The following is a 26939-nucleotide window of genomic DNA, read 5'->3' as shown; positions in this document are numbered from 1 at the left end:
TCGCGACGCCGCGCGTCAATGCGCGCGTTCCTCGAGCCGCGATGCAAGAAAGCGGTGATCGGCGGAGAACAACCGGCGATACGTCATCAGCACCGCGCCGACGGTGCCGAGCGCGGATGCCGCGGCGATCAGGAACATGATCACGATCTGGTAGCGCACGGCCTGCAGTGGCGACTGGCCGGCCAGCACCTGGCCCGTCATCATCCCGGGCAGGCTCACGACGCCGACGACGGCCATCTGATTGAGCGTCGGCAGCATGCCCGCGCGCACGGCCTGCCGCGCGGCGTCCTGCGCGGCTTCCCAGCGTGTCGCGCCGAGTGCGAGCGCGGTCTCGACGCGGTCGCGCCGTGCGGTCAGCTCCTCCATCATCCGTTCGACGCCGAGCGACACGCCCGTGAGCGTATTGCCGAGGATCATCCCGAGGATCGGGATCGCATATTGCGGCGCGTACCACGGATGAATGCGGATCACGACGAACAGCCCGACCGCCGCGACGAACCAGCTGCTGAACCAGATCGACGCGATACTGTCGATGCGTTGCCCGCGATACGTGTGCTTGCCGCGACCGGCGCCCGCAAAGCCTGCGATCAGCGTCATCAACGCGGTGAGCGGCAGCACGACGGTCCAGTGCGGATGACCGAACACCCAGCCGAGCACGTAGCCGATCGCGAGCAACTGCACGACGGTGCGCACGGCGGCGAGTGCGAGCTTGCGCCCGAGGCCGAGCGACAGCGAAGCGGAGATCGCGCCGTTGACCGCGACGAGCGCGGCGGCGATGCCGACGTCGACGAGACTCAGGTCCTGCAGTGCCGGGCTCATCGTGCGGCCTCCATCGTGCTTGCGGCGTGCAGCACGCCGGCCTGCATCACGAGCCGCATCGTGCCGATCCGCGTGGCCTGCGCCGGATCGTGCGAGATCCACATGTATGCGCGCGCATCGGGCGCCGCGCCGAACCATGCGCCGACGAGCGCTTCGATCGCGCGCGTCGAGTCGGGGTCGAGCGCGGACGTCGGCTCGTCGAGCAGCAGCACGTCGGGGTCGAGTTGCAGCACGCGCAGCAGCGCGGCGATCTGCGCTTCGCCGCCCGACAGTTCGCTCGCACGCTTGTCGAGAAAATCGGCGCCGCGACCGGCGCGCGCCGCGAGTGCTTCGGCGCGTGCACGGTCGAACGTCGCGTCGCGATAGATCGCGAGCGAGTACGGGTAGCGCAATTGCGCTTCGACGGTGCCGTCCATCTGCGCGGGCCGCTGGCGCACGTAGGCGACGCTGCGCCGGTAGCGCGGAATCGCGCCGCGCCTGATCTGTTTGCCGCGCCACAGGATGTGACCGCCGTCGAGCGGATCGAGCAACGCGAGCGCGCGCAGCAGCACGCTCTTTCCGGAGCCCGACGGTCCCGTGACAGCAATTCGCGATCCCGCGGCGAGGCTGAAGTCGGTCGGCACCAACAATGTCTTTCCGCTGCTGGCGTCGCGGCGCGTGATGTGCTGCGCTTCGATGAGACCGTTTGGGGCTGTCATGTCACAAATGAAAAAAAGCGTTAATGGCGCCAAAGCGTGGCTGCCGCGTGCGTCATAATACCGATTGAAAAGCCGCCGGTGTCGTGCTTCGTTCACTCACGCAAGTGGCCCGACATGGCGTGCAAACTCTGCATAACAACAACGGAACCGCCATGACGCTAGCCCGAGCCATCGGCAAATCGGCTGCATGGATCGTCGGCATCGTCGCACTGATCGTCGCGGCCGCCGGCATCTTTATCTTCACGTTCGACTGGAACCGCGCGAAGCCGTGGGTCAACGAACAGGTGAGCGGCGCGCTCGGCCGCCCGTTCGCGATCAACGGCGATCTCAAGGTCGGCTGGCGCCGTCCCGACGGCGAGACGGGCTGGCGCGCATGGGTGCCCTGGCCGAACTTCTCGGCCACGCAACTCGAGATCGGCAATCCCGACTGGGCGAAGGGGCCCAAGTTCGTCACGCTCGATGCCGCGCATTTCGATCTCGCGGTCCTGCCGCTCCTCGCGCACGAGATCGTCATTCCGTCGATCGATGTCGTCAATCCCGCGGTCGACCTCGAGCGGCTCGCGGACGGCCGCAATACGTGGACCTTCCAGTTCAAGCAATCGGCGCAGCCGTCGCCGTGGAAGGTGCGGCTCGACAGCTTCGGGTTCGCGAAGGGCATCGTCACGTATCGCGATGCGATCACGAAGGCCGATCTCACGGTCGCGATCGATACGCTGGGCCAGCCGATTCCGCTCGGCGACGTGCTGAAGGAACAGGAACAGACGTCGCGTGCGGCATCGGCGCAGCGCGTCGGCAAGCGCGGCGCCGCGCAACTGAGCGCGAAGGCGAGTGCCGAGGCCGCATCGGGTGCGTCGGCGGTGCAGGAGGCGAGCGGGGCGTCTGCCGTCGCGGCGTCGGGTGCGTCCACCGTCGCTCCGGCTACTTCGGTTTCCTCTGCATCGACGGCCGCACCGGCATCCGGCGCGAGCGGTGCATCCGGTGTCGCCGCGCCCGCGAAGCCGTCCGGCCCGACCTATGCGTTCGGGCTCAAGGTCGACGGCCGCTACAAGAACGTGCCGATCAGCGGCACCGGCAAGGTGGGCGGCGTGCTGGCGGTCGAGAAGACGACACAACCGTTCCCGCTGCAGGCCGACGTGAAGGCCGGCGACACGCGGCTCGCGATCGTCGGCACGCTGACCGACCCGATGCATCTCGCGGCGCTCGACCTGCGGCTGTGGCTGCAGGGCACGTCGATGTCGCACCTTTACCAGATTACCGGCATCACGCTGCCCGACACGCCGCCGTATGCGACCGAGGGGCGCCTGATCGGCAACTTCAAGCCGCACGCGAGCACGTTCCGCTACGAGAACTTCAACGGCCGCGTCGGCGGCAGCGATCTCGGCGGCACGCTCACGTGGGCGCAGCGCGAGCCGCGGCCGAAGCTGTCGGGCGAGCTCGTGTCGAACCTGCTGCAATTCTCCGATCTCGCGCCGGTGATCGGCGCGGACACGGCCGCGAGCAAGGCCAAGCGTGGCGACACGACACGCCAGCCGCCGGACCGCGTGCTGCCGGTCGAGACGTTCCGTACCGAGCGCTGGAGCGCGATCGACGCGGACGTGAAGTTCACCGGCCGCAAGCTGATCAAGAGCCCGCAACTGCCGATTTCCAACCTGTACACGCACATCGTGATGCAGGACGGCGTCCTGTCGCTCGAACCGCTGCAGTTCGGCGTCGCGGGTGGCACGCTCGCGACGACCGCGCATCTGGACGGCAGCCGCACGCCGCTCAAGGGCCGCTTCACGCTGGCCGCGCGTCACCTGAAGCTCAAGCAGTTGTTCCCCACGCAGAAGGTGATGCAGTCGGCGCTCGGCGAGATCAACGGCGACGCGTCGCTGTCGGCGACCGGCAACTCGCCGGCCGCGCTCGCGGCGACATCGACCGGCGAAGTGAAGGCGCTCGTCACGGACGGCCGCATCAGCCGCCTGCTGATGGAGGCGGCGGGGCTGAACGTCGCGAACGTCGTCTACGAGAAGCTGTTCGGCAATCGAGACGTGAACATCAATTGCGCGGCGATCGATTTCGTCGCGACCGACGGCATGCTCGACCCGAAGGTGTTCGCGCTCGATACGGACGACGCGCTGATCAACGTCGACGGCCCGATCAGCCTGCGCGACGAATCGCTTGACCTGAAGATCCATCCGCACACGAAGGGTTTCCGGATCTTCTCGCTGCGCTCGCCGCTGTACGCGAAGGGCACGTTCAAGAATCCGAAGGTCGGCGTGGATGCGGGTGCGCTCGCGCTGCGCGCCGGCGCGATGGTCGGGCTGGGCCTGATCAACCCGTTCGCGGCGCTGATTCCGCTGATCGCGCCGAGCAACAACCGCGACGTGCCGTGCTCGGAGCTGTTCGGGCAGATGAAGGAGAAGGTGGCACAGAGGGCAGCGGCGAAGGCCGGCAAGTGACCGTGCCCGAAGGCGGGCGCCGGCGCCACGCGCAGCGGCCCGGCTGGCGGGGCCGGAACAGTGCGGTCGGCAGTTTCTCCGACACCTGCTAAAATACACGGTTTTCCGTCGATTTCTCTCTTACGGGACCTGCCGTGCTTTCTACTGCCAACATCACGATGCAATTCGGGCCGAAGCCCTTGTTCGAGAATATCTCGGTCAAATTCGGCGAGGGCAACCGCTATGGTCTGATCGGCGCGAACGGCTGCGGCAAGTCGACGTTCATGAAGATTCTCGGCAGCGACCTCGAGCCGAGCGCCGGGAACGTCGCGCTGGAGCCGAACGTGCGCCTGGGCAAGCTGCGCCAGGACCAGTTCGCGTATGAAGACGTGCGCGTGCTCGACGTCGTGATGATGGGTCACACCGAAATGTGGGCCGCGATGACCGAGCGCGACGCGATCTACGCGAACCCGGAAGCCACCGACGACGACTACATGCACGCGGCCGAGCTCGAAGGCAAGTTCGCCGAATACGGCGGCTACGACGCCGAGGCGCGCGCTGGCGCGCTGCTGCTCGGCATCGGCATCGAGGAGAAGTTCCACAACGGCACGATGGCCGACGTCGCCCCGGGCTGGAAGCTGCGCGTGCTGCTCGCGCAGGCGCTGTTCTCGAAGCCGGACGTGCTGCTGCTCGACGAACCGACCAACAACCTCGACATCAACTCGATCCGTTGGCTCGAGCACACGCTCAACGAGTACAACTCGACGATGATCATCATCTCGCACGATCGTCACTTCCTGAACTCGGTGTGCACGCACATGGCCGACATGGACTTCGGCACGCTGAAGGTCTGGCCGGGCAACTACGACGACTACATGCTCGCATCGGCACAGGCGCGCGAGCGCCAGGCCGCGGCGAACGCGCGCGCGAAGGAGCGCGTGGCCGAACTGCAGGACTTCGTGCGCCGCTTCTCGGCGAACAAGTCGAAGGCCCGCCAGGCAACGAGCCGCGCGAAGCAGATCGACAAGATCAAGATCGAGGAATTCAAGCCGTCGTCGCGCCAGAACCCGTTCATCCGCTTCGAGTTCGAGAAGAAGCTGCACAACGTCGCGGTGGTCGCCGAAGACATCACGAAGAAGTACGAGCGCACGATCTTCCAGAATTTCAACCTGTCGGTGCAGCCGGGCGAGCGCATCGCGATCATCGGCGAGAACGGCGCGGGCAAGACGACGCTGCTGCGTTCGCTGCTCGGCGCGCTGGAACTCGAGCACGGCACGGTGAAGTGGTCCGAGAACGCGAATGTCGGCTATATGCCGCAGGACACGTACGAGGAGTTCCCGAACGACATCACGCTGATGGACTGGATCGACCAGTACCGCAAGGACGGCGATGACGAAACGATGGTACGCGGCACGCTGGGCCGCCTCCTGTTCTCGTCGGACGACATCAAGAAGTCGGTGAAGGTGCTGTCGGGCGGCGAGAAGGGCCGCATGATCTGGGGCAAGCTGATGCTCGGCCGCCACAACGTGCTGCTGATGGACGAGCCGACCAACCACATGGACATGGAGTCGATCGAGTCGCTGCAGATCGCGCTCGAGCAGTTCGAAGGCACGCTGATCTTCGTGTCGCACGACCGCGAATTCGTGAGCGGGCTGGCGAACCGGATCATCGAAGTGCGCACGGACGGCACGCTGTTCGACTTCGGCGGCAATTACGAGGAGTTCCTGACGAGCCAGGGGCAGGAGTAAGTGCCCGGGCGGTCAAGCCCGACCTTGATGTACCGGAAGCCCGCCAGGTGGAAGCCTGGCGGGCTTTTTCGTATCGGGGCGGATGCGCCATTGAAGGGGAAATGTCAGGTCGGGCGTCGCATCCGCGATGACGATTCGACGCGGCGGCGCCGTTCTCGGCCGGCAGCCGCCGCGAACGCTACATGAGTACCGCCACCTCGCGCGCCGCCCGGCGCGTCAATCCGCGAGCCGCTTGTCGGCGAGCGCCTTGCAGCAGTCTTCGTACACCCATTGCACGAGTTTCGCCCGGTAGTCGAGATCGTCGGTATCGACGATTTCCTCGACCGCGTCGCGCGCCCACGACGCATCGACGAAGTCGGCGTGCCGCTTCGCGATGTCCTGCGCCAGCGCGGCCAGCTTAGCGATCGCGAGCCAGTCGGACTGCCGGTGATGGCGGTCGAGCCAGCGGTGCGCGGCCTGCACCTGGAACGATGCGTCCGGCCAGGATTCGTTCAGGTAAAACGCGCCGAGATTGCCGCAGGTGAGCCAGCACAGCAGCTCCAGGCGATCTTGCGAGCCGAGGATATGGGATGCGTCGGTCATGGCAGCGCTCACGAAGGCATCGATTCCGGGTGGCGCGGCCTGCAGCGGCCGGCGCCCATAGTAAAAACATAGCACGATGCGGGCCACGTGGTGCGACGGCGTGGCGCGGATGCCGCAGCCGCGTGCAGCAGGCGTCCGGCGCCCGTTCGCCGGCGTCCGTGCGGACCGTTCGGCGGCGCGCGCGGTCTCGTCCGGCGTCATCGCGGAGCTGCGCCACACTCGTTAGAATGGCCGTTTTCCGGGAGACAGGAAGCGATGAAAATCTACGACCAGTTCTACATCGACGGCGCATGGCGCAAACCGGCCGGAACGGGCACGATCGACGTGATCGACTCGGGCACGGAGGCCGTGATCGGCCGGATTCCCGAGGGCGTGGCGTCGGACGCGCAGGACGCGATCCGCGCGGCGCGCGCGGCGTTCGACGCGTGGGCCGCGACGCCGGCCGCGACGCGCGCGGCCTACCTGCGCAAGATCGTCGAGCGCCTGCAGGCGCGCAGCGAGGAACTCGCGCAATCGATCACCGGCGAAGTCGGGATGCCGATCAAGCTGTCGCGCGCGATCCAGGTCGGCGGCCCGATCTACAACTGGAAGGCATACGCGAAGCTCGCCGAATCGTTCGAATTCGAGGCGACGGTCGGCAACTCGCTGGTGGTGCGCGAGCCGGTCGGCGTCGTCGCGGCGATCACGCCGTGGAACTACCCGCTCAACCAGGTCACGCTGAAGGTCGCGCCGGCGCTCGCGGCAGGCTGCACGGTCGTCCTGAAACCGTCCGAAGTCGCGCCGCTCAACGCGTTCATGCTCGCGGAGGCGATTCACGAAGCGGGCCTGCCGCCGGGGGTGTTCAACCTCGTGTGCGGTTATGGCCCGGTCGTCGGCGAGGTGCTGGCGACCGATCCGGACGTCGACATGGTGTCGTTCACGGGTTCGACGCGCGCCGGCAAGCGCGTGGCCGAACTCGCGGCCGCGGGCGTGAAGCGCGTCGCGCTCGAACTGGGCGGCAAGTCGGCGTCGGTGATCCTAGACGATGCCGATTTCGCGACGGCGGTGAAGGGCACGGTCAACGCGTGCTACCTGAACGCGGGCCAGACCTGTTCGGCGCACACGCGGCTGCTGGTGCCGGAGGCGCGTTACGACGAGGCGCGCGCGATCGCGAAAGCGGCAGCCGAAGCGTATGTCGCGGGCGACCCGCGTCAGGAAACGACGCGCCTCGGCGCACTCGCATCGGCCGTGCAGCAGCAGCGCGTGCAGGCTTACATCCAGCGCGGGATCGACGACGGCGCGGAACTCGTGACGGGCGGCACGGGCCTGCCGGAAGGGCTCGCGAAGGGCTTCTTCGTGAAGCCGACGGTGTTTGGCCGCGTCGATCCGAAATCGACGATCGCGCAGGAAGAAATCTTCGGGCCGGTGCTGTCGATCATCACGTATCGCGACGAGGACGAAGCCGTGCGCATCGCGAACGATTCGCCGTACGGGCTCGGCGGCGCGGTGTGGGCGGGTAGCGACGAACGCGCGATGCGCGTCGCGCGCCGCATCCGCACGGGGCAGGTCGACATCAACGGCGGCACGTGGAACAGCGCCGCGCCGTTCGGCGGCTACAAGCAGTCGGGGCACGGCCGCGAGAACGGCGTGTACGGGCTCGAAGAGTATCTCGAGTACAAGTCGATGCAGCTCAAGCCGGCGAATCCGGCCTGAGCGTTTTACCCCGCATGACCCGAAACGGCACGCTCGCGTGCCGTTTTTTTATTGACGGCCGTCAAGGTGCGCGCCGGTGGATCGTCGATCATCGCGTTTCCGATTTCCGATGTTTCGACGAGGTTCAGATGACCGCACGCACTTCCTTCCCGCCGCTCACGATTCGCGGCCGCACCTTGCTGCCCGTGGTGCAGGGCGGCATGGGCGTCGGCATCTCCGCGCACCGCCTCGCGGGCAGCGTCGCCCGCGAAGGCGCGCTCGGCACGATCGCCAGCATCGACCTGCGTCACCATCACGCGGACCTGCTCGCGCGCTGTCGCGCGAATCCCGATCGTGCGACGCTCGAGGCAGCGAACCTCGAGGCGCTCGCGCGCGAGATTCGCCTCGCGAAGACCTACAGCGAAGGACGCGGGATGATCGCGGTCAACGTGATGAAGGCGGTGAGCGCGCATGCGGACTACGTGCGCGTCGCGTGCGACGAAGGCGCGGACGCGATCGTGATGGGCGCCGGCCTGCCGCTCGATCTGCCCGATCTCACGCACGGCCACGACATCGCGCTGATCCCGATCCTGTCGGACAGCCGCGGGATCGCGCTGGTGCTGAAGAAGTGGATGAAGAAGGGGCGGCTGCCCGATGCGATCGTGATCGAGCATCCCGCGCATGCGGGCGGCCACCTCGGCGTCACGCAGATCGACGACATGCACGATGCGCGCTTCGATTTCGCGCGCGTGCTCGACGAAACCGCGCAGGTGATGGCGTCGCTCGGCCTGGCGCGCGATGCGATCCCGCTGATCGTCGCGGGCGGCATCAACAGTCATGACACGGTGCATGCGGCGCTCGCGGCCGGCGCGAACGGCGTGCAGGTGGGAACGCCGTTCGCGGTGACGGAAGAGGGCGACGCGCATCCGAATTTCAAGCGCGTGCTGGCCGATGCGCTGCCGGACGACATCGTCGAATTCGTCAGCGTGACGGGACTGCCGGCGCGCGCGGTGAAGACACCCTGGCTCGATCGCTACCTGCGCAACGAAACGCGCATTCGCGACAAGCTCGGCGCGTTCAAGCAGCGCTGCCCGACCGCACTTGAATGCCTGAGCGTCTGCGGGCTGCGCGACGGTATCGAAAAGTTCGGCCATTTCTGCATCGACACGCGGCTCGCGGCCGCATTGCGCGGCGACGTCGCGAACGGCCTGTTCTTCCGCGGCCGCGAGGCGCTGCCGTTCGGCAACGCGATCCGCAGCGTGCGCGATCTGCTCGACCTGCTGCTGACGGGGCGTGCGGCGGAGCCTGCGACAAACCGTCCGATGTTTACGCTGGCTTGACGGATATCAAGACGGCGAAAAGACCCTACGACGAGAATGGAATACGTTCTTCAAGGGTCCGCACCATGCACAAAACCATTCGAACATGTGTCACCGCTGCCGCCGTCGCGGCGAGCCTCGTCACGATGCCCGTGCTGTCGCACGCGGCGTCGCCGGGCGACGGGATCAACCAGGGTGACGTCCTGGTCCGGCTGCGCGCGATCAGCATCCAGCCGAACGAGCGCGCGAGCGACACGCTCGGCGCGATCAATACCGGCGTGAACAACGCGATCGTGCCGGAGCTCGACTTCACCTACATGATCCGCGACTACCTGGGCGTGGAGCTGATCCTCGCCACGTCGCGGCACCAGATGACGTCGAGCCTCGGCAATCTCGGCGGCGTGGGCGTGCTGCCGCCGACGCTGCTGCTGCAGTACCACTTCAACCATGCCGGCAAGGTGCGTCCGTACGTCGGCGCGGGCCTGAACTACACGTACTTCTACAACAACGGGCTCAACGTCGGCGGCGAGGGCGTATCGATCAACAAGAGCAGCTTCGGCCCGGCGCTGCAGTTCGGCGTCGACGTGCAGGTCACGAAGAAGGTGTTCTTGAACGTCGACGTGAAGAAGATCTGGATGAGCACCGATGCGACGCTTGGCGACAAGGGCATCGGCACGCTGCACATCGATCCGCTGATCGTCGGCGTGGGCGTCGGGATGAAGTTCTAGACGCCTGCGGAAAAGAACAGAGTTGGGGTTGGCGGCATGGCAGTCGGCATGCCGCTCTTTTTTTGTGCGGCGGATTTACAGCTTGTCGTACTGGAAGCGCATCGCGGTGCCGTCGCGCGTGATGCGCTCCCAGACCGCGCGTTTCTCGTCGTCGCTCAGGAATACCCAGTTCGACACTTCGGCGGCCGTTCGGCCGCAGCCCTTGCAGACTTCGTCGAAGAGGGTCGAGCACACGCCGATGCAGGGGCTGTCAGGCAGATCGTGGAGATTGGAGGCCATCGGGAAGGTTCGCGCGTTGAATCGTCGGGGCGTCATTTTAATGCATCGGGATGACGCGGCCGGGCAGCGATGCGGGCGGCGCGCCGGCCCCCCGTCCGGACCGGTTCGCCACCGCTTTCTTTTCCTGATGGACAGACGCCGATTACCCGATAGAATTCCCCCGGAACGCCCCGCTGCGCGGGCCGCTGGAGCGGCCGGCGGCGGGAATCTGTTCCGTTTGCGCGACACGGGCATGATTTTTTTGTGACGGAGCGCGAATGGTGGTAGCGTTCGGGGTTTTCGAGGGGCGGCGTGCCAGAATGCGCCGCCATGATGAGGCAGACGGCAGCCGGACAAGCGGTCCGGCCGGAGGGAGAACGGGATGAAAGCAAAAGTAGTGGGCCGGTTCGCAGCGCTCGCGCTGTGCGTGGGTGCATCGGCGGCGGCGGCAAAGGATACGCAGCTCAATGTCTATAACTGGTCGGACTACATTGCGAAGGACACGATCCCGAACTTCGAGAAGCAGACGGGCGTCAAGGTTCGCTACGACAACTACGACAGCGACGACACGCTGCAGGCGAAGCTGCTGACGGGCAGCTCGGGCTACGACATCGTCGTGCCGACCAGCAACTACGCGGGCAAGCAGATCGCGGCCGGCATCTTCACGCCGCTCGACAAGTCGAAGCTGCCGAACCTCAAGTACCTCGATCCGCAGCTGATGGCGCTCGTCGCCGGCGCCGACCCGGGCAACAAGTACGCGGTGCCCTGGGCGTACGGCACGACCGGTCTCGCATACAACCTGACGAAGGCGCAGCAGGCGCTCGGCAAGGTCCCGCTCGACAACTGGGACATCCTGTTCAAGCCGGAAAACCTTTCGAAGCTGAAGACCTGCGGCGTGTCGGTGCTCGACGCGCCGGACCAGATGTTCGCGGCGGCGCTGCACTACATCGGCAAGGATCCGATGAGCACGAACCCGGCCGACTACAAGGCCGCGATGGACGTGCTGAAGAAGATCCGCCCGTACATCACGCAGTTCAACTCGTCGGGCTACATCAACGACCTCGTCGGCGGCGACATCTGCTTCGCGTTCGGCTGGTCGGGCGACGTCGTGATCGCGAAGCATCGCGCGATCGAAGCGAAGAAGCCGTACAAGGTCGAGTACTACATTCCGAAGGGCGGCGCGCCGGTGTGGTTCGACGTGATGACGATCCCGAAGGACGCGAAGAACAAGGACGCCGCGCTGCAGTGGATCAACTACATCGAGGATCCGAAGGTGCACGCGGCGATCACGAACGCCGTGTACTACCCGAGCGCGAACGCCGAGGCTCGCAAGTACGTGCGGCCGGACGTCGCGAACGACCCGGCCGTGTACCCGCCGGCCGATGTCGTGAAGACGCTGTTCCTGCTCAAGCCGCTGCCGCCTGAAATCCAGCGTCTGCAGACGCGTCTGTGGACCGAGCTGAAATCGGGCCGCTGAAGCGAGCCGCAGTGAGCCAGCAGTCATGAAGCCCCTGGTGCCCCCGGGGGCTTTGTTCGTCAAACGCAGGAGAGAAGCAGCACATCATGAATAGCCAGTCGGGTGCGCCGGTCGTGGGCGCACCGTCCTTCGTTCCTTCGTCCGGTGCCGATACGCGCGCCGAGAACTTTGTCCAGATCGTCGACGTCGTCAAGAAATTCGGCGAAACCGAAGTGGTGCGCAACGTGAACCTGACGGTGCGCCAGGGCGAGCTGTTCGCGCTGCTCGGCAGCTCGGGGTCCGGCAAGTCGACGCTGCTGCGGATGCTCGCGGGCCTCGAGACGGTCACGTCGGGCAAGATCCTGATCGACGGCGAGGACCTCGCGCAGATGCCGCCGTACAAGCGGCCCGTGAACATGATGTTCCAGTCGTATGCGCTGTTCCCGCACATGTCGGTCGAGTCGAACGTCGCATACGGCCTGAAGCAGGAAGGCACGCCGAAGGCGGAGCTGAAGGAGCGCGTTGCCGCGGCGCTCGAGCTCGTGCAGATGAGCAAGTATGCGAAGCGCAAGCCGCACCAGCTGTCGGGCGGCCAGCAGCAGCGCGTCGCGCTCGCGCGGTCGCTCGTCAAGCGCCCGAAGGTGCTGCTGCTCGACGAGCCGATGTCGGCGCTCGACAAGCAGATCCGCCAGCGCACGCAGATCGAGCTCGTCAACATCCTGAACAAGGTCGGCGTCACCTGCATCATGGTCACGCACGACCAGGAAGAGGCGATGACGATGGCGAACCGGCTCGCCGTGATGAGCGAAGGGCAGATCGTGCAGATCGGCTCGCCGAACGAAGTCTACGAATATCCGAACAGCCGCTTCTCGGCCGAATTCATCGGCTCGACCAACCTGTTCGAAGGCGTCACCGTCGAGGACGAACCCGACCACGTGTACATCGAATCGCAGGACCTGCCGAGCCGGCTGTACGTGAGCCACGGGATCACGGGCCCGCTCGGGATGCCGGTCACGGTGTCGGTGCGCCCCGAGCGGATCGCGCTCACGCGCAAGCCGCCCGAAGGCGCGTTCAACTGGGCGCGCGGCAAGATCACCAACATCGCGTACATGGGCGGCTATTCGCTGTATCACGTGAAGCTCGACGCGGGCAAGACGGTGATCGCGAACGTGTCGAGCCTCGCGATCTCCGAGCTCGACACGCCGGCGCTCGGCGACGAGATCTACGTGCGCTGGAGCGCGACCGCAGGCGTGGTGCTGACGTCATGAGCACGCTCAAGTCCCTGCTCGCATGGCCCGTGCGACGCTTCAGCCTGACCGGCGCCTCGGCGGTCGTCGCGGGGCCGTACACGTGGCTCGTGCTGTTCTTCCTCGTGCCGTTCGTGCTGGTCGTGAAGATCAGCTTCGCGGAGCTGCAACTCGGCATCCCCCCGTATACGGAACTCGCGTCGTATGCGGACGGCGTCGTGCACGTCGCGCTGAACCTGTCGCACTACGCGTTCCTGCTCACCGACAGCCTGTATTTCGCGACCTACGTGAACTCGGTGCTGGTCGCGGCGATCACGACGCTGCTGTGTCTGCTGATCGGCTATCCGATGGCGTACTACATCGCGCGTTCGAACCCGGCGACCCGCAACCTGCTGATGATGGGCGTGATGCTGCCGTTCTGGACGTCGTTCCTGATCCGCGTATACGCGTGGATCGGGATCCTGAAGAACAACGGGCTCCTGAACAACTTCCTGATGTGGATCGGCCTGACCCATACGCCGATCGAGCTTTACCGCACCAACTATGCGGTGTACATCGGGATGGTGTATTCGTACCTGCCGTTCCTCGTGATGCCGCTGTACGCGCACCTCGTGAAGATGGACCTGCGCTTGCTCGAAGCCGCGTACGACCTCGGCGCGAAGCCGTGGAAGGCGTTCGTGCAGATCACGCTGCCGCTGTCGAAGAACGGGGTCATCGCGGGCTGCCTGCTGGTGTTCATTCCGGCGGTCGGCGAGTACGTGATTCCGGAACTGCTCGGCGGCGCGAACACGCTGATGATCGGCCGCGTGATGTGGAATGAGTTCTTCAACAACGCAGACTGGCCGATGGCGTCGGCCGTGACCTGCGCGATGGTGCTGCTGCTGCTCGTGCCGATGGCGATGTTCCAGCACTTCCAGGCGAAGGAGCAGGAGGGCCGCCGTCGATGAAGCCGAATCGTTACCTGCAGTTCGCGGCGCTGTTCGCCGGCTTCGCATTCCTGTACATCCCGATCATCAGCCTGATCGTCTATTCGTTCAACGAGTCGAAGCTTGTCACCGTGTGGTCGGGCTTCTCGTTCCGCTGGTACTCGGCGCTCGTGGAGGACGACGAGCTGCTGACGGCCGCGTGGCTGTCGCTGAAGATCGGCGTCCTGACAGCGTTCGCGTCGGTGTTCATCGGCACGTGGGCCGGCTTCGTGCTCGCGCGGATGGGGCGCTTTCGCGGCTTCGCGCTGTTCAGCGGGATGATCAACGCACCGCTCGTGATCCCCGAGGTGATCCAGGGCATCTCGCTGCTGCTGCTGTTCATCGAGCTCGCGAAGTGGATCGGCTGGCCGGCCGAGCGCGGCATCTTCACGATCTGGCTGGGCCACGTGATGCTGTGCATCTCGTACGTCGCGATCATCGTGCAGTCGCGCGTGCGCGAACTGAACCCGTCGCTGGAGGAAGCCGCGCTCGATCTGGGCGCGACGCCGCTGAAAGTGTTCTTCACGATCACGCTGCCGCTGATCTCGCAGGCGCTGGTCGCGGGCTGGCTCCTGGCGTTTACGCTGTCGATCGACGACCTCGTGCTGTCGGCGTTCCTGTCGGGCCCCGGCTCGACGACGCTGCCGCTCGTCGTGTTCTCGCGCGTGCGCCTCGGCCTGAACCCGGAGATGAACGCGCTCGCGACGCTGTTCATCGTCGCGGTGACGGCAGGCGTCGTGATCGCGAACTTCGTGATGCTGCGCCAGGAGCGCAAGCGGATGGCCGCGTTCGCCGCCTGACGGATTCACGCACAGGTTGCCGACGCAAGGAAAAACGCCCGGTGCCGACGACGAGTCGGGCCGGGCGTTTTGCTTGGGGGCGTGCTGCGGGGGCCTACGCGCTGAACGCCGCCTTCGCGAGCAGCCCGAGCGCCACGCAGACGAGCACGGCAGCGAACCCGGCCTGCACGTGCCGTGCAGACAGATGCCGCGATGCGCCGCGGCCGGCTGCCATCCCGATTGCCGTCGCGACCGTAAACCACAGCATCATGTCGAGCGGCGCGCGCGTGCCCGACACGAGTGTCGCGAACACGCCGCCGGTGCCGACGAGTGCGATCACCATCAGCGACGTGGCGACCACGCCGTGCATCGACACGTTCGTGAACTTGCGCAGCATCGGCACGATCACGAAGCCGCCGCCGACGCCGAGCAAGCCCGTCATCAGCCCCGTCACCGCGCCGGTCGACGCAAGCGCGAGCCCGACCGGCCAGGACCACACGAGCCGGCCCGTATCGGGATTCACGCGGCCGACGCACAGCGGCGACTCGTCCGTGTCGCCGGGCGCGCGGCGCAGCGCCTGCCGCAGCAGGCGGCCCGCGACGACGAGCATCGTCAGCGCGAACAGCGCCAGCAGCACGCGTTGCGGCAGCACGTGCGCAAGCTTCACGCCGAGCGTCGTGAGCGGCACGCCGGCCACGGCCATCAGCAGCGCCGCGCGATAGCGGACGAGCCCGCGGCGAAACCCTTCGAGCGCGCCGAGCGCGGCGCTGCCCGCCACCGCGACGAGCGCGACGGGCGTGGCCTGCTGCATCGGCCAGCCCATCCCGACGACGAGCGCGGGCACCGCGAGAATGCCGCCGCCCGCGCCGGTGAGGCCGAGCACGGCGCCGACGAAGCCGCCGAGTACGAGAGAAATCAGCATGGTGTCATCGGGTTCCGGTCAACGTGCGATCGCGGGCTTCGCGAGCCATTCGCGGCCCTTGAGCATCGCCTTCCAGTAGAGCGGCGGCAGCACGCGCTCCTTGAGCAGCCACGCGAGCCGCGACGGACGCCTGCCGTCGATCAGCCACGCAGGGAAGGTCGGCGCGACCTTGCCGCCGTACAGGAATTCGGCTAGCACGATCTTGCCGCGCTCGACGGTGAGCGGGCACGACCCGTAGCCGTCGTACGCGGCGTCGCCGTGCGCGAGGCCCAGCGACGCGAGCACGTTGTGCGCGACGACAGGCGCCTGCTTGCGGGCCGCGGCGGCGGTTTTCGCGTTGGTGGTGTTGGTGACGTCGCCGAGCGCGAAGACGTCCGCGAACTGCTTGTGCCGCAGCGTCGCCGGATCGACGTCGATCCAGCCGGCCGCGTCGGCGAGCGGGCTCGCGCGCACGAAATCGGGCGCCTTCTGCGGCGGCACGACGTGGATCATGTCGAATGCACGCTCGACGGTTTCCGTGCCGCCGTCGGGCAGCGCGCGCCTGAACGTCGCGCGTCGCGCCGGCCCGTCGATCGCGACGAGGTTGTGGCCGAACGACAGTGCGATGTCGTAGCTTTTGACGTACTCCATCAGCGCGGGCACATAGTCGGGGACCCCGAACAGCGCGCCGCCCGCATTCAGGAACTCGACGTTCGCGGCACCGAGGCGGCCCGTGCGCCGCCAGTGATCGCACGACAGGTACATCGCCTTTTGCGGCGCGCCCGCGCACTTGATCGGCATCGGCGGCTGCGTGAACAGCGCGTTGCCGCCACGGAATGCGCGCACGAGCTCCCATGTGTACGGCGCGAGATCGTAGCGATAGTTCGACGTGACGCCGTTGCGGCCGAGTGTTTCCGCGAGGCCGTCGATCGCGTGCCAGTCGAGCTTGAGCCCCGGGCACACGACCAGCTTGCGGTAGCCGATGTGCCGGCAGCCGTCGAGCACCACCGTGTGTGCGTCGGGTTCGAAGCCGGCGACGGCTGCCTGGATCCATTTCACGCCGCGCGGCAGCAGGTCTGCCATCCTGCGCGCGGTCGTGTCGGGCCGGAACACGCCCGCGCCGACCATCGTCCAGCCCGGCTGGTAGTAGTGCGTATCGGCCGGGTCGATCACCGCGATATCGAGCGATGCGTCGCGCGCAAGCAGGCTCGATGCGACCGCGACACCGGCCGCGCCCGCGCCGACGATCACGATGTCGTGCCACGCGTCGACGGCCGGTGCGGCCTGACGGCCGCCTTGCGCGAGACGCGGCGCGAGCGCGCCGAGGTCGTAGCCGGCAGTGGCGGCGATCGCGACGATGTCGCCGACCGGCCGCCTGCCTGCCTGCGACAGCGCCCACAGCGTCGCCGAACGTGTGCCGCTGCGGCAATACGCGAGTACCGGGCCGGCGAGCGACGCGACGAGCGTGCCGAACTGCGCGGCCTGGTCGTCGGTGACCTTGCCGGTATCGACCGGCAGGTAATGCACGGCGATGCCGAGCGGCGCGGCGGCGGCGCGGATCTCGGCGACGGTCGGCTGGTCGGCGCCTTCGCCGTCCGGGCGGTTGCAGACGATCGTGCGGATGCCGGCCGCGTGCAGCGCGGGCAGGTCGGTCGCGGCGATCTGGGGCGAGACCGACAGCAGGTCGGTCAGCGTGCGGATGGTCATGTCGGGGGTTCTCCGGTCGGGGCGGCGGCTCAGATCGCGTCGAGTGGGATCTTCAGGTAGCGCACACCATTGTTTTCGGGCTCGGGCAGGTGGCCGGCGCGCATGTTGACCTGCACGGACGGCAGCATCAGCACGGGCATGTCGAGGGTCGTGTCGCGCGCGGTGCGCATCGCGACGAAATCGTCCTCGGTCACGCCGTCCTTCACGTGCACGTTCGCGCGGCGCTGCTCGGCCACCGTCGTCACGAACTGCACGTCGCGGCCACCAGGCTGGTAGTCGTGGCACAGGTACAGGCGCGTGTCGGGCGGCAGGGTGAGCACGCGCGCGATCGAGCGGTACAGCGTGCGTGCGTCGCCGCCCGGGAAGTCGCAGCGGGCGGTGCCGTAGTCGGGCATGAACAGCGTGTCGCCGACGAACGCCGCGCGCTGCGTCGCGTCGTCGACGCAATAGGTCAGGCACGCGGGCGTATGGCCCGGCGTGTGCAGCGCGCGGATCGTCAGCGCGCCGAGCGCAAGCGTGTCGCCGTCGTCGAGCAGGCGGTCGAACTGGCTGCCATCCTGCGCGAAGCCGGGGCCGGCGTTGAACAGCGTGCCGAATACGTGCTGCACGCGGAGCACGTGCGAGCCGATCGCGATCCGTCCGCCGACATGCGCTTTCAGGTACGGCGCGGCCGACAGGTGGTCGGCGTGCACGTGCGTTTCCAGCAGCCAGTGCACGGTCGCGCCGAGTTCGGCGACGCGCGCGATCAGCCGGTCGGCGCTGGCGGTGTGCGTGCGGCCGGATTTCGGGTCGTAGTCGAGCACGCTGTCGATCAGCGCGCATGCGCGGCTCTCGGTGTCGAGCAACAGGTAGCTGACGGTGTGGGTCGCCGGGTCGAAAAAGCCTTCGACCGACAGCTTGGGGGCATGGCTCACGGGATGTCCTCGATCGGGTTCTGCATCTGCAATCGGGAATCCCATGATCAAGAAGCATGCCAATTCGCGCCGCGATGCCGGACGACGTGGCAGGTACTTGATTCGGTTCGGATTTTTGGCGCGATCGCGGTGCGTCGGGGGCAAGGCTGACGGCTCGCAGTCATTGCAGACTGCCATGTCTGGCAGTGTCGTGGCAGAATTGGCAGTCAGCCTGGCAGTCCGTCCGGCCATCCGTTCCCGAGCCTCCCCATGAATCCGCACGACACCATTCCGATCGTTCCCGCGCCGTCGCGCGACGTCATGCCCGACGTGGGTGCGCTCGTCGCGTATCTGGAACAGGATCCGCAGCCGATGATCGTCGTCGATCCCGACTACCGCATCCTCGCGGCGAACGATGCGTATCGACGCCAGTTCGGCGTGGCGGGTGTCGAGCACGTGGGCCGGCACTGCTTCCAGGTTTCGCATCACTACGACGTGCCGTGCGACCAGGCGGGCGAGCATTGCCCGATGAAGCAGGCGCTCGAGTCGCGCAGCCTGAACCGCGTGCTGCACATTCACCACACGCCGCGCGGCCCCGAGCACGTCGACGTGGAGTTGCGGCCGATCTTCGATGCCCGCGGCGACGTGATCGCGTACGTCGAGCGGCTGACGACGGTGCGCAGCGCGTCGGCGCAGCCGAGCGCGGAAGGGCTCGTCGGCGGCGCCGACGCGTTCAATGCGGCGCTCGGCGCGTTGCAGCGTGTCGCGCCGTCGATGCTGCCGGTGCTGCTGCTCGGCGAATCGGGCACCGGCAAGGAGCTGTTCGCGCGCGCGCTGCACGAGGCGAGCGATCGCGCGATGGGGCCGTTCGTGGTCGTCGACTGCTCGGGGATCGCCGAAACGCTGTTCGAGAGCGAGCTGTTCGGCTACGAGAAGGGCGCGTTTACCGGCGCGAACCAGCGCAAGCCGGGCCTCGTCGAGACCGCGCAGGGCGGCACGCTGTTTCTCGACGAGATCGGTGACGTGCCGCTGCCGATGCAGGTGAAGCTGCTGCGGTTGATCGAGTCGGGGACGTTCCGGCGCGTTGGCGGCGTCGAGGCGCTGCGCGCGGATTTCCGGCTCGTCGCGGCCACGCACAAGCCGCTGCGCGAGATGATCGACGACGGCCGGTTCCGGCAGGATCTCTATTACCGGATCAACGCGTTTCCGATTCCGCTGCCCGCGCTGCGCGAGCGGCGCGGCGACGTCGCGCTGCTGGCCGAATCGATCCTGCGGCGGATCGCGAATGCGCGGGCGGGCGCGGGCGACGCGAGCGCGCGACCGTTCGTGTTGACCGAGCGTGCGCGTGCGTGTCTCGACGCGTATGCGTGGCCGGGCAATATCCGCGAGTTGCGCAACGTGCTCGAACGCGCGTGCCTGTTTGCCGACGATGGCGCGATCCGGGTCGAGCATCTGCCGGCCGAGCTGGTGGCATCGGCGGCGACGCCACAGGCGCGTGCGGCGGACGCGCGCGGCGTGTCGGACGCGGAGCTCGTGCGGATTGCCGGCACGTTCGACGGCACGCGCAAGCAACTGGCCGAGCACGTCGGGATGAGCGAGCGCACGCTGTACCGGCGGATGAAGGCGCTCGGGCTCGGGGTGCGCGGCGGGTGAGCGCCCGCCGATTCGTTCGCCCCGGGCGGCGCGTGAAACCGCCACGCACCGCCTGGGGCTACGCCCTCAACGTGCCGGTGCAAGCTGCGCCATCGCCTCGCGCACGAAGCCGATCAACGTGTCGTCGACCCACGAATCCATCGTCAGCCCCGGCTCGTTCATCATCGCGTGGCGGAATTTCGCGTGCGTGGCCGGATCGGTGCCGGCATAGCTGCAGAACAGTTCGAGCCAGCGCTGCGCGAGCGCGCGGCCTTCCGGCGAATCGGGCCGGGCACCCGCATCGATCGCGTCGCGCACGTCGCCCATCAACTGCGGCCATTCCATCGCGCGTTCGCCGTAGTGCGCGCGCATGAAGCGGATTTCGTCCGGCGCGAGATGCTTTTCGAAGACCCGCATCTTCGATTCGGCGCTCGCGCGCAGCACGTAGTCGCGCAGCGCGGTCGAGATGCCGATCTTCGACTGCATCGCCGGTTCGTGTTCGTGCATCAGGTTCAGCTTCGCGAGCAGCCGCGGGTCGTTGTTCGTGTCGCGCACGAGCAGCGCCATCCAGCGGTCGGCCAGTGCCCGCACGCGCGCGTCTTCGGCCGGCACGCCCGCGTCAAGCAGCGCCTGCACGTCGCCGACCAGCGCGATCCATTCCGCGTCGCCGTTCTGGCTCTTGCGGTACATCGGCATGCGCGCGAGTTCTGCCTCGGAAAAATATTTGTCGTACACGGTCATCAACTCCAGTGTGGTGAGCCAATCGGCCAGTTCCGGCTCGGTGCCCGCGACGAGCTGCGCATGCAGGTTCACGAGCCGCTCGCGCAGCTGCGCGGTCTGCGCGAGCTGGCGGTCGAGCAGCGCGATCTGCTTCGCGACGACGTCGACGAGCGGCGTGCCGGGCCGGTTCAGGTAGTCGCCGATTTCGGCGAGCGACAGTCCGAAGCGACGCAGGGCCTGGATCTGGTGGAGCCGGGCGATGTCGTCGCGGTCGTACAGCCGGTAGCCGTTGTCGGCGCGCGCCGACGGCGTCAGCAGGCCGATCGCGTGATAGTGATGAAGCGTGCGGACCGTCAGCCCGCTGCGTTTCGCCAGTTCTCCCACTTTCAGCTGCATTCGTTCCTCCGTTCGGTGCGCACACTGGAGTCTGGAACGTTACGCTACGTGAGGGTCAAGCGGAAGATCGCGGATCGGCGCGCGGAGGTGGTCCCGCGCGCCGTGTACTCGACGCATGGGGCGCGTTATTGCGGTGACGGCGGCGCGTCGGGTGTGGCCGCGCGTGCCTGGGCGGCGGGGGCGTCTTGATCCGTGTTGCCGGTGTGGCCGGCCGTATCGGCTTTCGCTGCGTTCGCGGCCTCGCCGGTCGGGTCGATCGGCGGCGTGCCCATCGCTTGATAGAGCCGCGCCGTATCCGCGAATCGCGCGCCGGTCGCGCGGATCTCGTCGAGCCGTGCGTTGCGGTACTGCAGCTCGCTCGCGCGCGCGGCCGACGGCGGCAGCGCGCCGAGCCGCACGCGAGCCGCCGCGTCGTCGTAGGCGCCGCGCGCGGACAGCGCCGCGCGGGACGACGCATCGAGCGCTTCCGCGTCGTGCTCGAGCGCGGCCAGCGAATCGGCGACGTTCTGGAACGCGGCGAGCACGGCCTGCTTGTACTGGTCGACCGCGGCCTCGTAGGTCGCCTTCGCCGCACGGCGCTGCGCGAGCAGCGCGCCGCCGTGGAACAGCGGCTGGCTCAGCGACGCGCCGACGTTCCAGATCGTGCCGGCGCCCGACAGCATCGTTGGCCAGCTGAACCCGCCTTTGCCCATCGCCGCCGACAGCGACAGCTGCGGGAACATCTGCGCGGTCGCCACGCCGACTTCGGCCGCGGCCGCCTTCAGCCCCGCATCGGCCGCCTGGATGTCGGGGCGGCTCTGCAACAGGTCCGACGGCACGACGACGGGCACCTGCTCGGGCAGGTGCAGATCGGCGAGCGTGAGGTCGGCGGGCGGCCGGTCGGGCGTGCGGCCGACCAGCACCGCGAGCGCGTGGCGCGCCGTGTCGCGCTGCTGGCGCAGCGCGGGCAGGCTCGCGGCGAAGGTGTCCGCGCTTTGCCGTGCGTTCAGCGCATCGCTGCGCGATGCCGAGCCGAGCGCGTAGCGGCGCTCGGCGTCGTGTGCCTGGTCGTTCGCGAGCGAGACGAGCCGCTCGGTGGTGTCGATCTGCGCGTTGAGCACCGACACCGTGATCGACGCGGTGACGATGTTCGCGGCGAGTGCGCGGCGCGCCGATTCGAGCTGGAACGCACTGACGTCGACGCGTTTCGCGAGCGCGCGGTTCGCGAAGCGCGATACGCCGAACAGGTCGACCGTATAGCTCGCCTGCAGTTGCCCGACGAACGTGTCGTACAGCAGCGTCGGCGCGCCGAGCGCGGGGATCGGCACGCCGAGCGCACGCTGGCGCGTGGCCTGGCCGCCCGCGTCGATCGACGGCAGCATCGAGCTGCCGATCTGCCCGCGCAGCTGCTCGCGCGCGGCATCGAGCGAATGCGATGCGGCACTGAGCGTCGGGCTGTTGTGCAGCCCTTCGTCGACCAGCGCATTCAGCGCGTCGGAGCGGTACTGCTTCCACCAGTCGGGCACCGGCTGCGCGCCGACCTCGAACTGCTGCGCGACGCCTTGCGCGAGGACGGTCTGCTGCACCTGCGGCGCGGCGCCGTAATGCGCAGGCGACGGCATCGCGGGCGGCTCGCCGCTCGGCGCGAACCACGCGCAGCCGGCGAGCGGGCCGGCGAGGCTCGCGGCTGCGAGTGCGCGCACGGCTTGGGTTTTCAGGTTCATCGACAAGTCCATGGTCAGGCTCCCGAAGGCGCGGCCGGCGGCGTGCCGCCGTCGTGCGGCGGGCCGTCGCGCGGGTCGCGTTCGTCGCGCTTCACGCGGAACCACGCCGCGTACAGCGCGGGCAGGTAGAACAGCGTCAGCACGGTCGCGCTCGTGATCCCGCCCATCAGCGCGGTCGCCATCGGCCCGAAGAAGTTCGAGCGCAGCAGCGGGATCAGCGCGAGCACGGCGGCCGCGGCCGTCAGCGTGATCGGGCGGAAGCGCCGCACGGTTGCGCCGACGATCGCATCGAAGCGTCCGTGACCGGCCGCGATGTCCTGCTCGATCTGGTCGACGAGAATCACCGAGTTGCGCATGATGATCCCGAACATCGCGATCACGCCGAGCATCGCGACGAAGCCGAACGGCTGGCCGAACAGCAGCAGCGTGCCGACCACGCCGATCAGCCCGAGCGGGGCAGTGAGCACCACCATCAGCACGCGCGAGAAGCTCTGCAGCTGGATCATCAGCAGCGTGAACACGGCGATCGCCATCAGCGGCATTTGCGCGTTGATCGACGTCTGCGCCTTCGCGCTTTCCTCGACCGACCCGCCGATGTTGATCTGGTAGCCGACCGGCAGTTGCGCGCGCAGCGCATTCAGCTTGCCGTCGATCGTGTGCGTGACGTCGATGCCCTGGGCGCCGGCGCGCACGTCGGACTGCACGGTGATGGTCGGCTGGCGATCGCGTTCCCACACCACGCCGTATTCGAGCGTCGGCGTGAAGCGGCCGAGCGAGGCGAGCGGCACGGAGCCGTTCGCGGTCGGCATCGCGAGGCCCGCGAGCTTCGCGGGATCGACGCGATCGGGGCGCGGCGCGCGCAGGTCGACCGCGATCAGCTTGTCGCGTTCGCGGTATTGCGTGACGGTCGTGCCTGACAGCGTCATCGCGAGGAAGCTCGATACGTCCTGCGACGTGACGTTCAGCTCGCGCGCCTTCTTCTGGTCGAGCTCGAAGCGTACCGAGCGCTCGGCCGGCTCGTCCCAGTCGAACTGCACGTTCACCGTGCGCGTGTCGCCGCGCATCGTCGCCGCGACCTTCTCGGCGATCGAGCGTACCGTCGCGATGTCGTCGCCGCTCACGCGGAACTGCACGGGGTAGCCGACGGGCGGCCCGTTCTCGAGCCGAGACAGGCGCCAGCGCACGGCCGGGAACCGGTCGCGCAGCGTGGTTTCGAGCCAGGTCGCGAGCTTCTCGCGATCCTTGACCGATTTCGCGGTGACGACGAACTGCGCGAAGTTCGGCAACTGCAGTTGCTGGTCGAGCGGCAGGTAGAAGCGCGGCGCGCCGCTGCCGACGAAGCTCACTGAATGATCGATCTCGGGCCGCTTGTCGAGCACCTTCTCGAGGCGTTCCGTCTCGCGCAGCGTCGCCGCGAACGACGCGCCTTCGGGCAGCCGCAGGTCGACCAGCAGCTCGGGGCGATCGGAGCTCGGGAAGAACTGCTGCGGCACGAGCGAGAAACCCATCAGCGCGACGACGAAGAGGGCGCCGGTGATCAGCAGCACGACGAAGCGCCGCTCGATGCACCAGTCGATCCAGCCGCGCAGCCGCGTGTAGAAGCGCGTGTCGTAGATGTCGTGCTCGTGATCGTCCGGCAGGTGCGCTTCGTGCGCGTGCTTCTTGCGTTCGGGCAGCAGGTGATAGCCGAGCAGCGGAATCAGCACGACGGCCGCGAACCACGACGCGATCAGCGCGATCGCCGATACCTCGAAGATCGAGCGCGTGTACTCGCCGGTGCTCGATTTCGCGAGCGCGATCGGCAGGAAGCCCGACACCGTGACGAGCGTGCCCGTCAGCATCGGGAACGCGGTGCTCGTGTACGCGAACGCGGCGGCGCGTGCGCGGCTGTAGCCCTGCTCGAGCTTCACGGCCATCATCTCGACCGCGATGATCGCGTCGTCGACGAGCAGCCCGAGCGCGAGCACGAGCGTACCGAGCGACACCTTGTGCAGCCCGATGTCGAACAGGTACATGAAGAGCGCGGTCACGGCGAGCACGACCGGGATCGAGATCGCGACGACCATCCCGGTGCGCAGGCCGAGCGACACGAGGCTCACGACCAGCACGATCGCGACCGCTTCGGCAACCGCTTCGAGGAAGTCGTCGACCGAATGCGACACCGCGTGCGGCATGCTCGACACCAGCGTCAGCTTGAGGCCGGCCGGCAATTGCGCCTGCAGATTCCTCGACTCGGCATCGAGCGCCTTGCCGAGCCGGATGACGTCGCCGCCCGGCTGCATCGTCACACCGATGCCAAGCACCGCATGGCCGCTCGCGCCTGGACCGGCCGTACGCATCTGCGTGACCTGTGGATCGTCGTAGCCACGCTTCACGGTGGCGAGATCGCCGAGCCGGAACGTGCGGCCGTTGATACGAATCAGCGTGTCGGCGATCGCGTTGACGTTGTCGAACTGGCCGCTCGGCCGCACGAACACGCGATCGTCGGCGGTCGTCAGCACGCCGGCCGACGAGATGTCGTTCTGCGCGTTGATCGCCTGCCCGAGCTGCTGCGGCGAGATGCCGAGGCGCGTGAGCTGGGCGTTGTTCACTTCGATGAAGATCCGCTGGTCGGGATCGCCGAAATAGTCGACCTTGCCGACGCCCGGCACGCGTAGCAGCACGGTGCGCAACTGGTCCGCATAGTCGTGGAGCTGCGCGGGCGTGAATCCGTCGCCTTCGAGCGTCCAGATGTTGGTGTAGACGTCGCCGAACTCGTCGTTGAAGAACGGGCCCTGCACGCCGGGCGGCAGCGTATGGCCGATGTCGCCGACCTTCTTGCGGATCTGGTACCAGGTCTCGGGCACGTCCTTCACGGGCGCCGAATCCTTCATCGTGAAGAAGATCAGCGATTCGCCGGGCCGCGAATAGCTGCGCAGGAAGTCGATGGCCGGCGTTTCCTGCAGCTTGCGTCCGATCCGGTCGGTCACCTGTTCCTGCACCTGCCGCGCGCTCGCGCCGGGCCAGAACGTGCGGATCACCATCACGCGGAACGTGAACGGCGGGTCTTCGGATTGCGCGAGCCGCGTGTACGCGAGGATGCCCGCGAGCGTCGCGAGCACGATCAGGTAGACGACCAGTGCCTGGTGGCGCAGCGCCCATGCCGACAGGTTGAACCGACCTTCTTCGCGGGGGCCGCTCATGACGCGAAGTCCTCCGGATGCAGCGGCGCGACCGGCCGCACCTTCTCGCCCGCGCTGACCGTATGCACGCCTTGCAGCACGACGCGCTCGCCCGGCTGCAGCCCGTGCGACACGGTGACGGTGCGTTCGTTGAAGCGGGCGACGTCGACGCGGCGCAGTTCGAGTGTGTCGTCCTTCGTCCGTACGACCCACAGGGCCGGATGCGGGCCGTCGTGGAACAGCGCGGTCGCGGGCAGCGTGATGCTCGGCGCGTTGCCGGCAACCGGCGCGCCGTCGAACGCGACGTTCGCGGTCATCCCGAGGCGCACGGCCGGATCGGGTGCGGCGAGCGTGAGCTTCACGCGATACGTGCGGCTTTGCGGATCGGCGGACGGTGCGATTTCGCGCACCTTCGCGGCGAACTGGCGGCCCGGCAGCGACGGCAGCGTGACGCTCGCCGCGTGGCCGGGCGTAAGCGATGCGAGCGCGGCTTCGGGCACGTCGCTGACGACATCGACGTCGCCCGACCACGCGAGCTGGTAGACGGCCTGGCCGGCCGATACGTTCTGGCCGGTGTCGGCCTGTTCGGCGGTGATGGTGCCCGCGTGATCGGCGACGAGCGTCGCATAGCGGAGCTGGTTCTTCGCGAGCGCGAGCTGTTGTTGCGCCTGGTCGCGCTGCGCGAGCGCCGACGTGTAGCTGTTCTCGGTCTGCTCGAGCTGCGCGGTCGCGATCAGGTTCTCGCGCGCCTGCGCACGATCGCGGTCGAGCTGCTGCTTCGCGAACGCGAGGCCGTGCGACGCGGCATCGAGCTGCGCCTGTGCGCTCGCGGCGTTCTTCTCGACGTCGGACGGATCGAGCAGCGCGACGACCTGGCCGGCCTTGACGGTATCACCGAGCCGCACCTTGCGCTCGACGATCTTGCCCGCGATGCGGAACGACAGCGGCGTCGCATAACGCGGCTGGATCTCGCCGGGCAGCGTGGCTGCGGCCGCGGCGCCGTCGGCGTGCGCGGGCAGCGCGACGACCGGGCGCGGCGCGGGCGGCGCGGCTTCCTTCGGGTGACAGGCGGCGAGGACGAGCGCGGTGCCGATCAGCAGCACGGCGCGGAAACCGGAGCGATTCACGAAACCCCC

At 67.8% G+C, this 26939-nt stretch carries 21 protein-coding genes; 10 read left to right on the top strand and 11 right to left on the bottom strand.

Annotated features, from left to right (window positions below; translation table 11 throughout):
• Nucleotides 1-15 precede the first annotated feature (15 nt).
• Nucleotides 16-819: an ABC transporter permease gene (locus tag DIE23_RS03675; RefSeq protein WP_124610845.1), complete on the bottom strand. Its 804-nt coding sequence runs from the start codon at nt 817-819 to the stop codon at nt 16-18.
• Nucleotides 816-1517 (bottom strand): ATP-binding cassette domain-containing protein, encoded by a 702-nt coding sequence (locus DIE23_RS03670; protein ID WP_124610844.1) that lies wholly within the window; start codon nt 1515-1517, stop codon nt 816-818. The genes DIE23_RS03675 and DIE23_RS03670 overlap by 4 nt, the downstream gene beginning before the upstream one ends.
• Nucleotides 1518-1669: 152 nt before the next feature.
• On the opposite strand from DIE23_RS03670, the gene DIE23_RS03665 reads away from it, so the two are divergent.
• Nucleotides 1670-3958: an AsmA family protein gene (locus tag DIE23_RS03665; RefSeq protein WP_124610843.1), complete on the top strand. Its 2289-nt coding sequence runs from the start codon at nt 1670-1672 to the stop codon at nt 3956-3958.
• A gap of 134 nt (nt 3959-4092) precedes the next feature.
• The gene (locus tag DIE23_RS03660) at nt 4093-5685 is read left to right on the top strand and encodes an ABC-F family ATPase (RefSeq protein ID WP_124610842.1); all 1593 of its coding nucleotides are present in this window, start codon (nt 4093-4095) and stop codon (nt 5683-5685) included.
• A 216-nt stretch (nt 5686-5901) separates the two neighbouring features.
• Here the strand turns inward: DIE23_RS03660 and DIE23_RS03655 are convergent, their stop codons facing one another.
• A complete protein-coding gene (locus DIE23_RS03655) occupies nt 5902-6267 on the bottom strand; it encodes a hypothetical protein (protein WP_124610841.1) in 366 nt (121 codons plus the stop codon).
• Between the two features lie 255 nt (nt 6268-6522).
• Here DIE23_RS03655 and DIE23_RS03650 point away from each other — a divergent pair, with 255 nt between their 5' ends.
• The 3 genes from DIE23_RS03650 to DIE23_RS03640 all read left to right on the top strand — a co-directional run bounded on the left by DIE23_RS03650 (nt 6523) and on the right by DIE23_RS03640 (nt 9985).
• Nucleotides 6523-7959, top strand: coding sequence for an aldehyde dehydrogenase family protein (locus DIE23_RS03650; protein WP_124610840.1), 1437 nt, complete (start codon nt 6523-6525; stop codon nt 7957-7959).
• A gap of 128 nt (nt 7960-8087) precedes the next feature.
• A complete protein-coding gene (locus DIE23_RS03645; protein ID WP_124610839.1) occupies nt 8088-9278 on the top strand; it encodes a nitronate monooxygenase family protein in 1191 nt (396 codons plus the stop codon).
• A gap of 65 nt (nt 9279-9343) precedes the next feature.
• Nucleotides 9344-9985: an OmpW family protein gene (locus DIE23_RS03640; protein WP_124610838.1), complete on the top strand. Its 642-nt coding sequence runs from the start codon at nt 9344-9346 to the stop codon at nt 9983-9985.
• 75 nt (nt 9986-10060) lie between these two features.
• Here the strand turns inward: DIE23_RS03640 and DIE23_RS03635 are convergent, their stop codons facing one another.
• Entirely contained in the window at nt 10061-10264 is a 204-nt protein-coding gene (locus DIE23_RS03635; RefSeq protein WP_059826742.1) for a DUF1289 domain-containing protein, read from the bottom strand.
• A gap of 361 nt (nt 10265-10625) precedes the next feature.
• Here DIE23_RS03635 and DIE23_RS03630 point away from each other — a divergent pair, with 361 nt between their 5' ends.
• The 4 genes from DIE23_RS03630 to DIE23_RS03615 all read left to right on the top strand — a co-directional run bounded on the left by DIE23_RS03630 (nt 10626) and on the right by DIE23_RS03615 (nt 14711).
• A complete protein-coding gene (locus DIE23_RS03630) occupies nt 10626-11720 on the top strand; it encodes a polyamine ABC transporter substrate-binding protein (RefSeq protein ID WP_124610837.1) in 1095 nt (364 codons plus the stop codon).
• Nucleotides 11721-11806: 86 nt separating this feature from the next.
• Nucleotides 11807-12967, top strand: a complete 1161-nt coding sequence (locus DIE23_RS03625; protein ID WP_124610836.1) for an ABC transporter ATP-binding protein — start codon at nt 11807-11809, stop codon at nt 12965-12967.
• Nucleotides 12964-13893: an ABC transporter permease subunit gene (locus DIE23_RS03620; RefSeq protein WP_124610835.1), complete on the top strand. Its 930-nt coding sequence runs from the start codon at nt 12964-12966 to the stop codon at nt 13891-13893. Before DIE23_RS03625 ends, DIE23_RS03620 begins: the two co-directional genes overlap by 4 nt.
• Entirely contained in the window at nt 13890-14711 is an 822-nt protein-coding gene (locus DIE23_RS03615; RefSeq protein WP_124610834.1) for an ABC transporter permease subunit, read from the top strand. Before DIE23_RS03620 ends, DIE23_RS03615 begins: the two co-directional genes overlap by 4 nt.
• 94 nt (nt 14712-14805) lie before the next feature.
• On the opposite strand, the gene DIE23_RS03610 is transcribed toward DIE23_RS03615, so the two are convergent.
• The 3 genes from DIE23_RS03610 to DIE23_RS03600 are packed head-to-tail and all read right to left on the bottom strand — an operon-like array spanning nt 14806 to nt 18212.
• Entirely contained in the window at nt 14806-15612 is an 807-nt protein-coding gene (locus tag DIE23_RS03610; RefSeq protein WP_124610833.1) for a sulfite exporter TauE/SafE family protein, read from the bottom strand.
• Nucleotides 15613-15630: 18 nt separating this feature from the next.
• Entirely contained in the window at nt 15631-17298 is a 1668-nt protein-coding gene (locus DIE23_RS03605) for a bifunctional protein tyrosine phosphatase family protein/NAD(P)/FAD-dependent oxidoreductase (RefSeq protein ID WP_124610832.1), read from the bottom strand.
• Nucleotides 17299-17327: 29 nt separating this feature from the next.
• The gene (locus DIE23_RS03600) at nt 17328-18212 is read right to left on the bottom strand and encodes an MBL fold metallo-hydrolase (protein WP_124610831.1); all 885 of its coding nucleotides are present in this window, start codon (nt 18210-18212) and stop codon (nt 17328-17330) included.
• A gap of 249 nt (nt 18213-18461) precedes the next feature.
• Here DIE23_RS03600 and DIE23_RS03595 point away from each other — a divergent pair, with 249 nt between their 5' ends.
• Nucleotides 18462-19844: a sigma-54-dependent Fis family transcriptional regulator gene (locus DIE23_RS03595; protein ID WP_124610830.1), complete on the top strand. Its 1383-nt coding sequence runs from the start codon at nt 18462-18464 to the stop codon at nt 19842-19844.
• Between the two features lie 66 nt (nt 19845-19910).
• On the opposite strand, the gene DIE23_RS03590 is transcribed toward DIE23_RS03595, so the two are convergent.
• From DIE23_RS03590 to DIE23_RS03575, 4 genes are all read right to left on the bottom strand, one after another.
• Nucleotides 19911-20939 (bottom strand): MerR family transcriptional regulator, encoded by a 1029-nt coding sequence (locus tag DIE23_RS03590; protein WP_124610829.1) that lies wholly within the window; start codon nt 20937-20939, stop codon nt 19911-19913.
• Between the two features lie 125 nt (nt 20940-21064).
• Entirely contained in the window at nt 21065-22654 is a 1590-nt protein-coding gene (locus DIE23_RS03585; RefSeq protein WP_124610828.1) for an efflux transporter outer membrane subunit, read from the bottom strand.
• A 2-nt stretch (nt 22655-22656) separates the two neighbouring features.
• Nucleotides 22657-25824, bottom strand: a complete 3168-nt coding sequence (locus DIE23_RS03580; RefSeq protein WP_124610827.1) for an efflux RND transporter permease subunit — start codon at nt 25822-25824, stop codon at nt 22657-22659.
• Nucleotides 25821-26930 carry an efflux RND transporter periplasmic adaptor subunit gene (locus DIE23_RS03575; protein WP_124610826.1) on the bottom strand — a complete coding sequence of 370 codons (1110 nt, stop codon included), beginning with the start codon at nt 26928-26930 and terminating at the stop codon, nt 25821-25823. The genes DIE23_RS03580 and DIE23_RS03575 overlap by 4 nt, the downstream gene beginning before the upstream one ends.
• Nucleotides 26931-26939 lie beyond the last annotated feature (9 nt).

The sequence above is a fragment of the Burkholderia sp. Bp9143 genome, from assembly GCF_003853645.1.
GTDB lineage: Bacteria > Pseudomonadota > Gammaproteobacteria > Burkholderiales > Burkholderiaceae > Burkholderia.
This window is presented reverse-complemented; position numbering and strand designations above follow the sequence as displayed.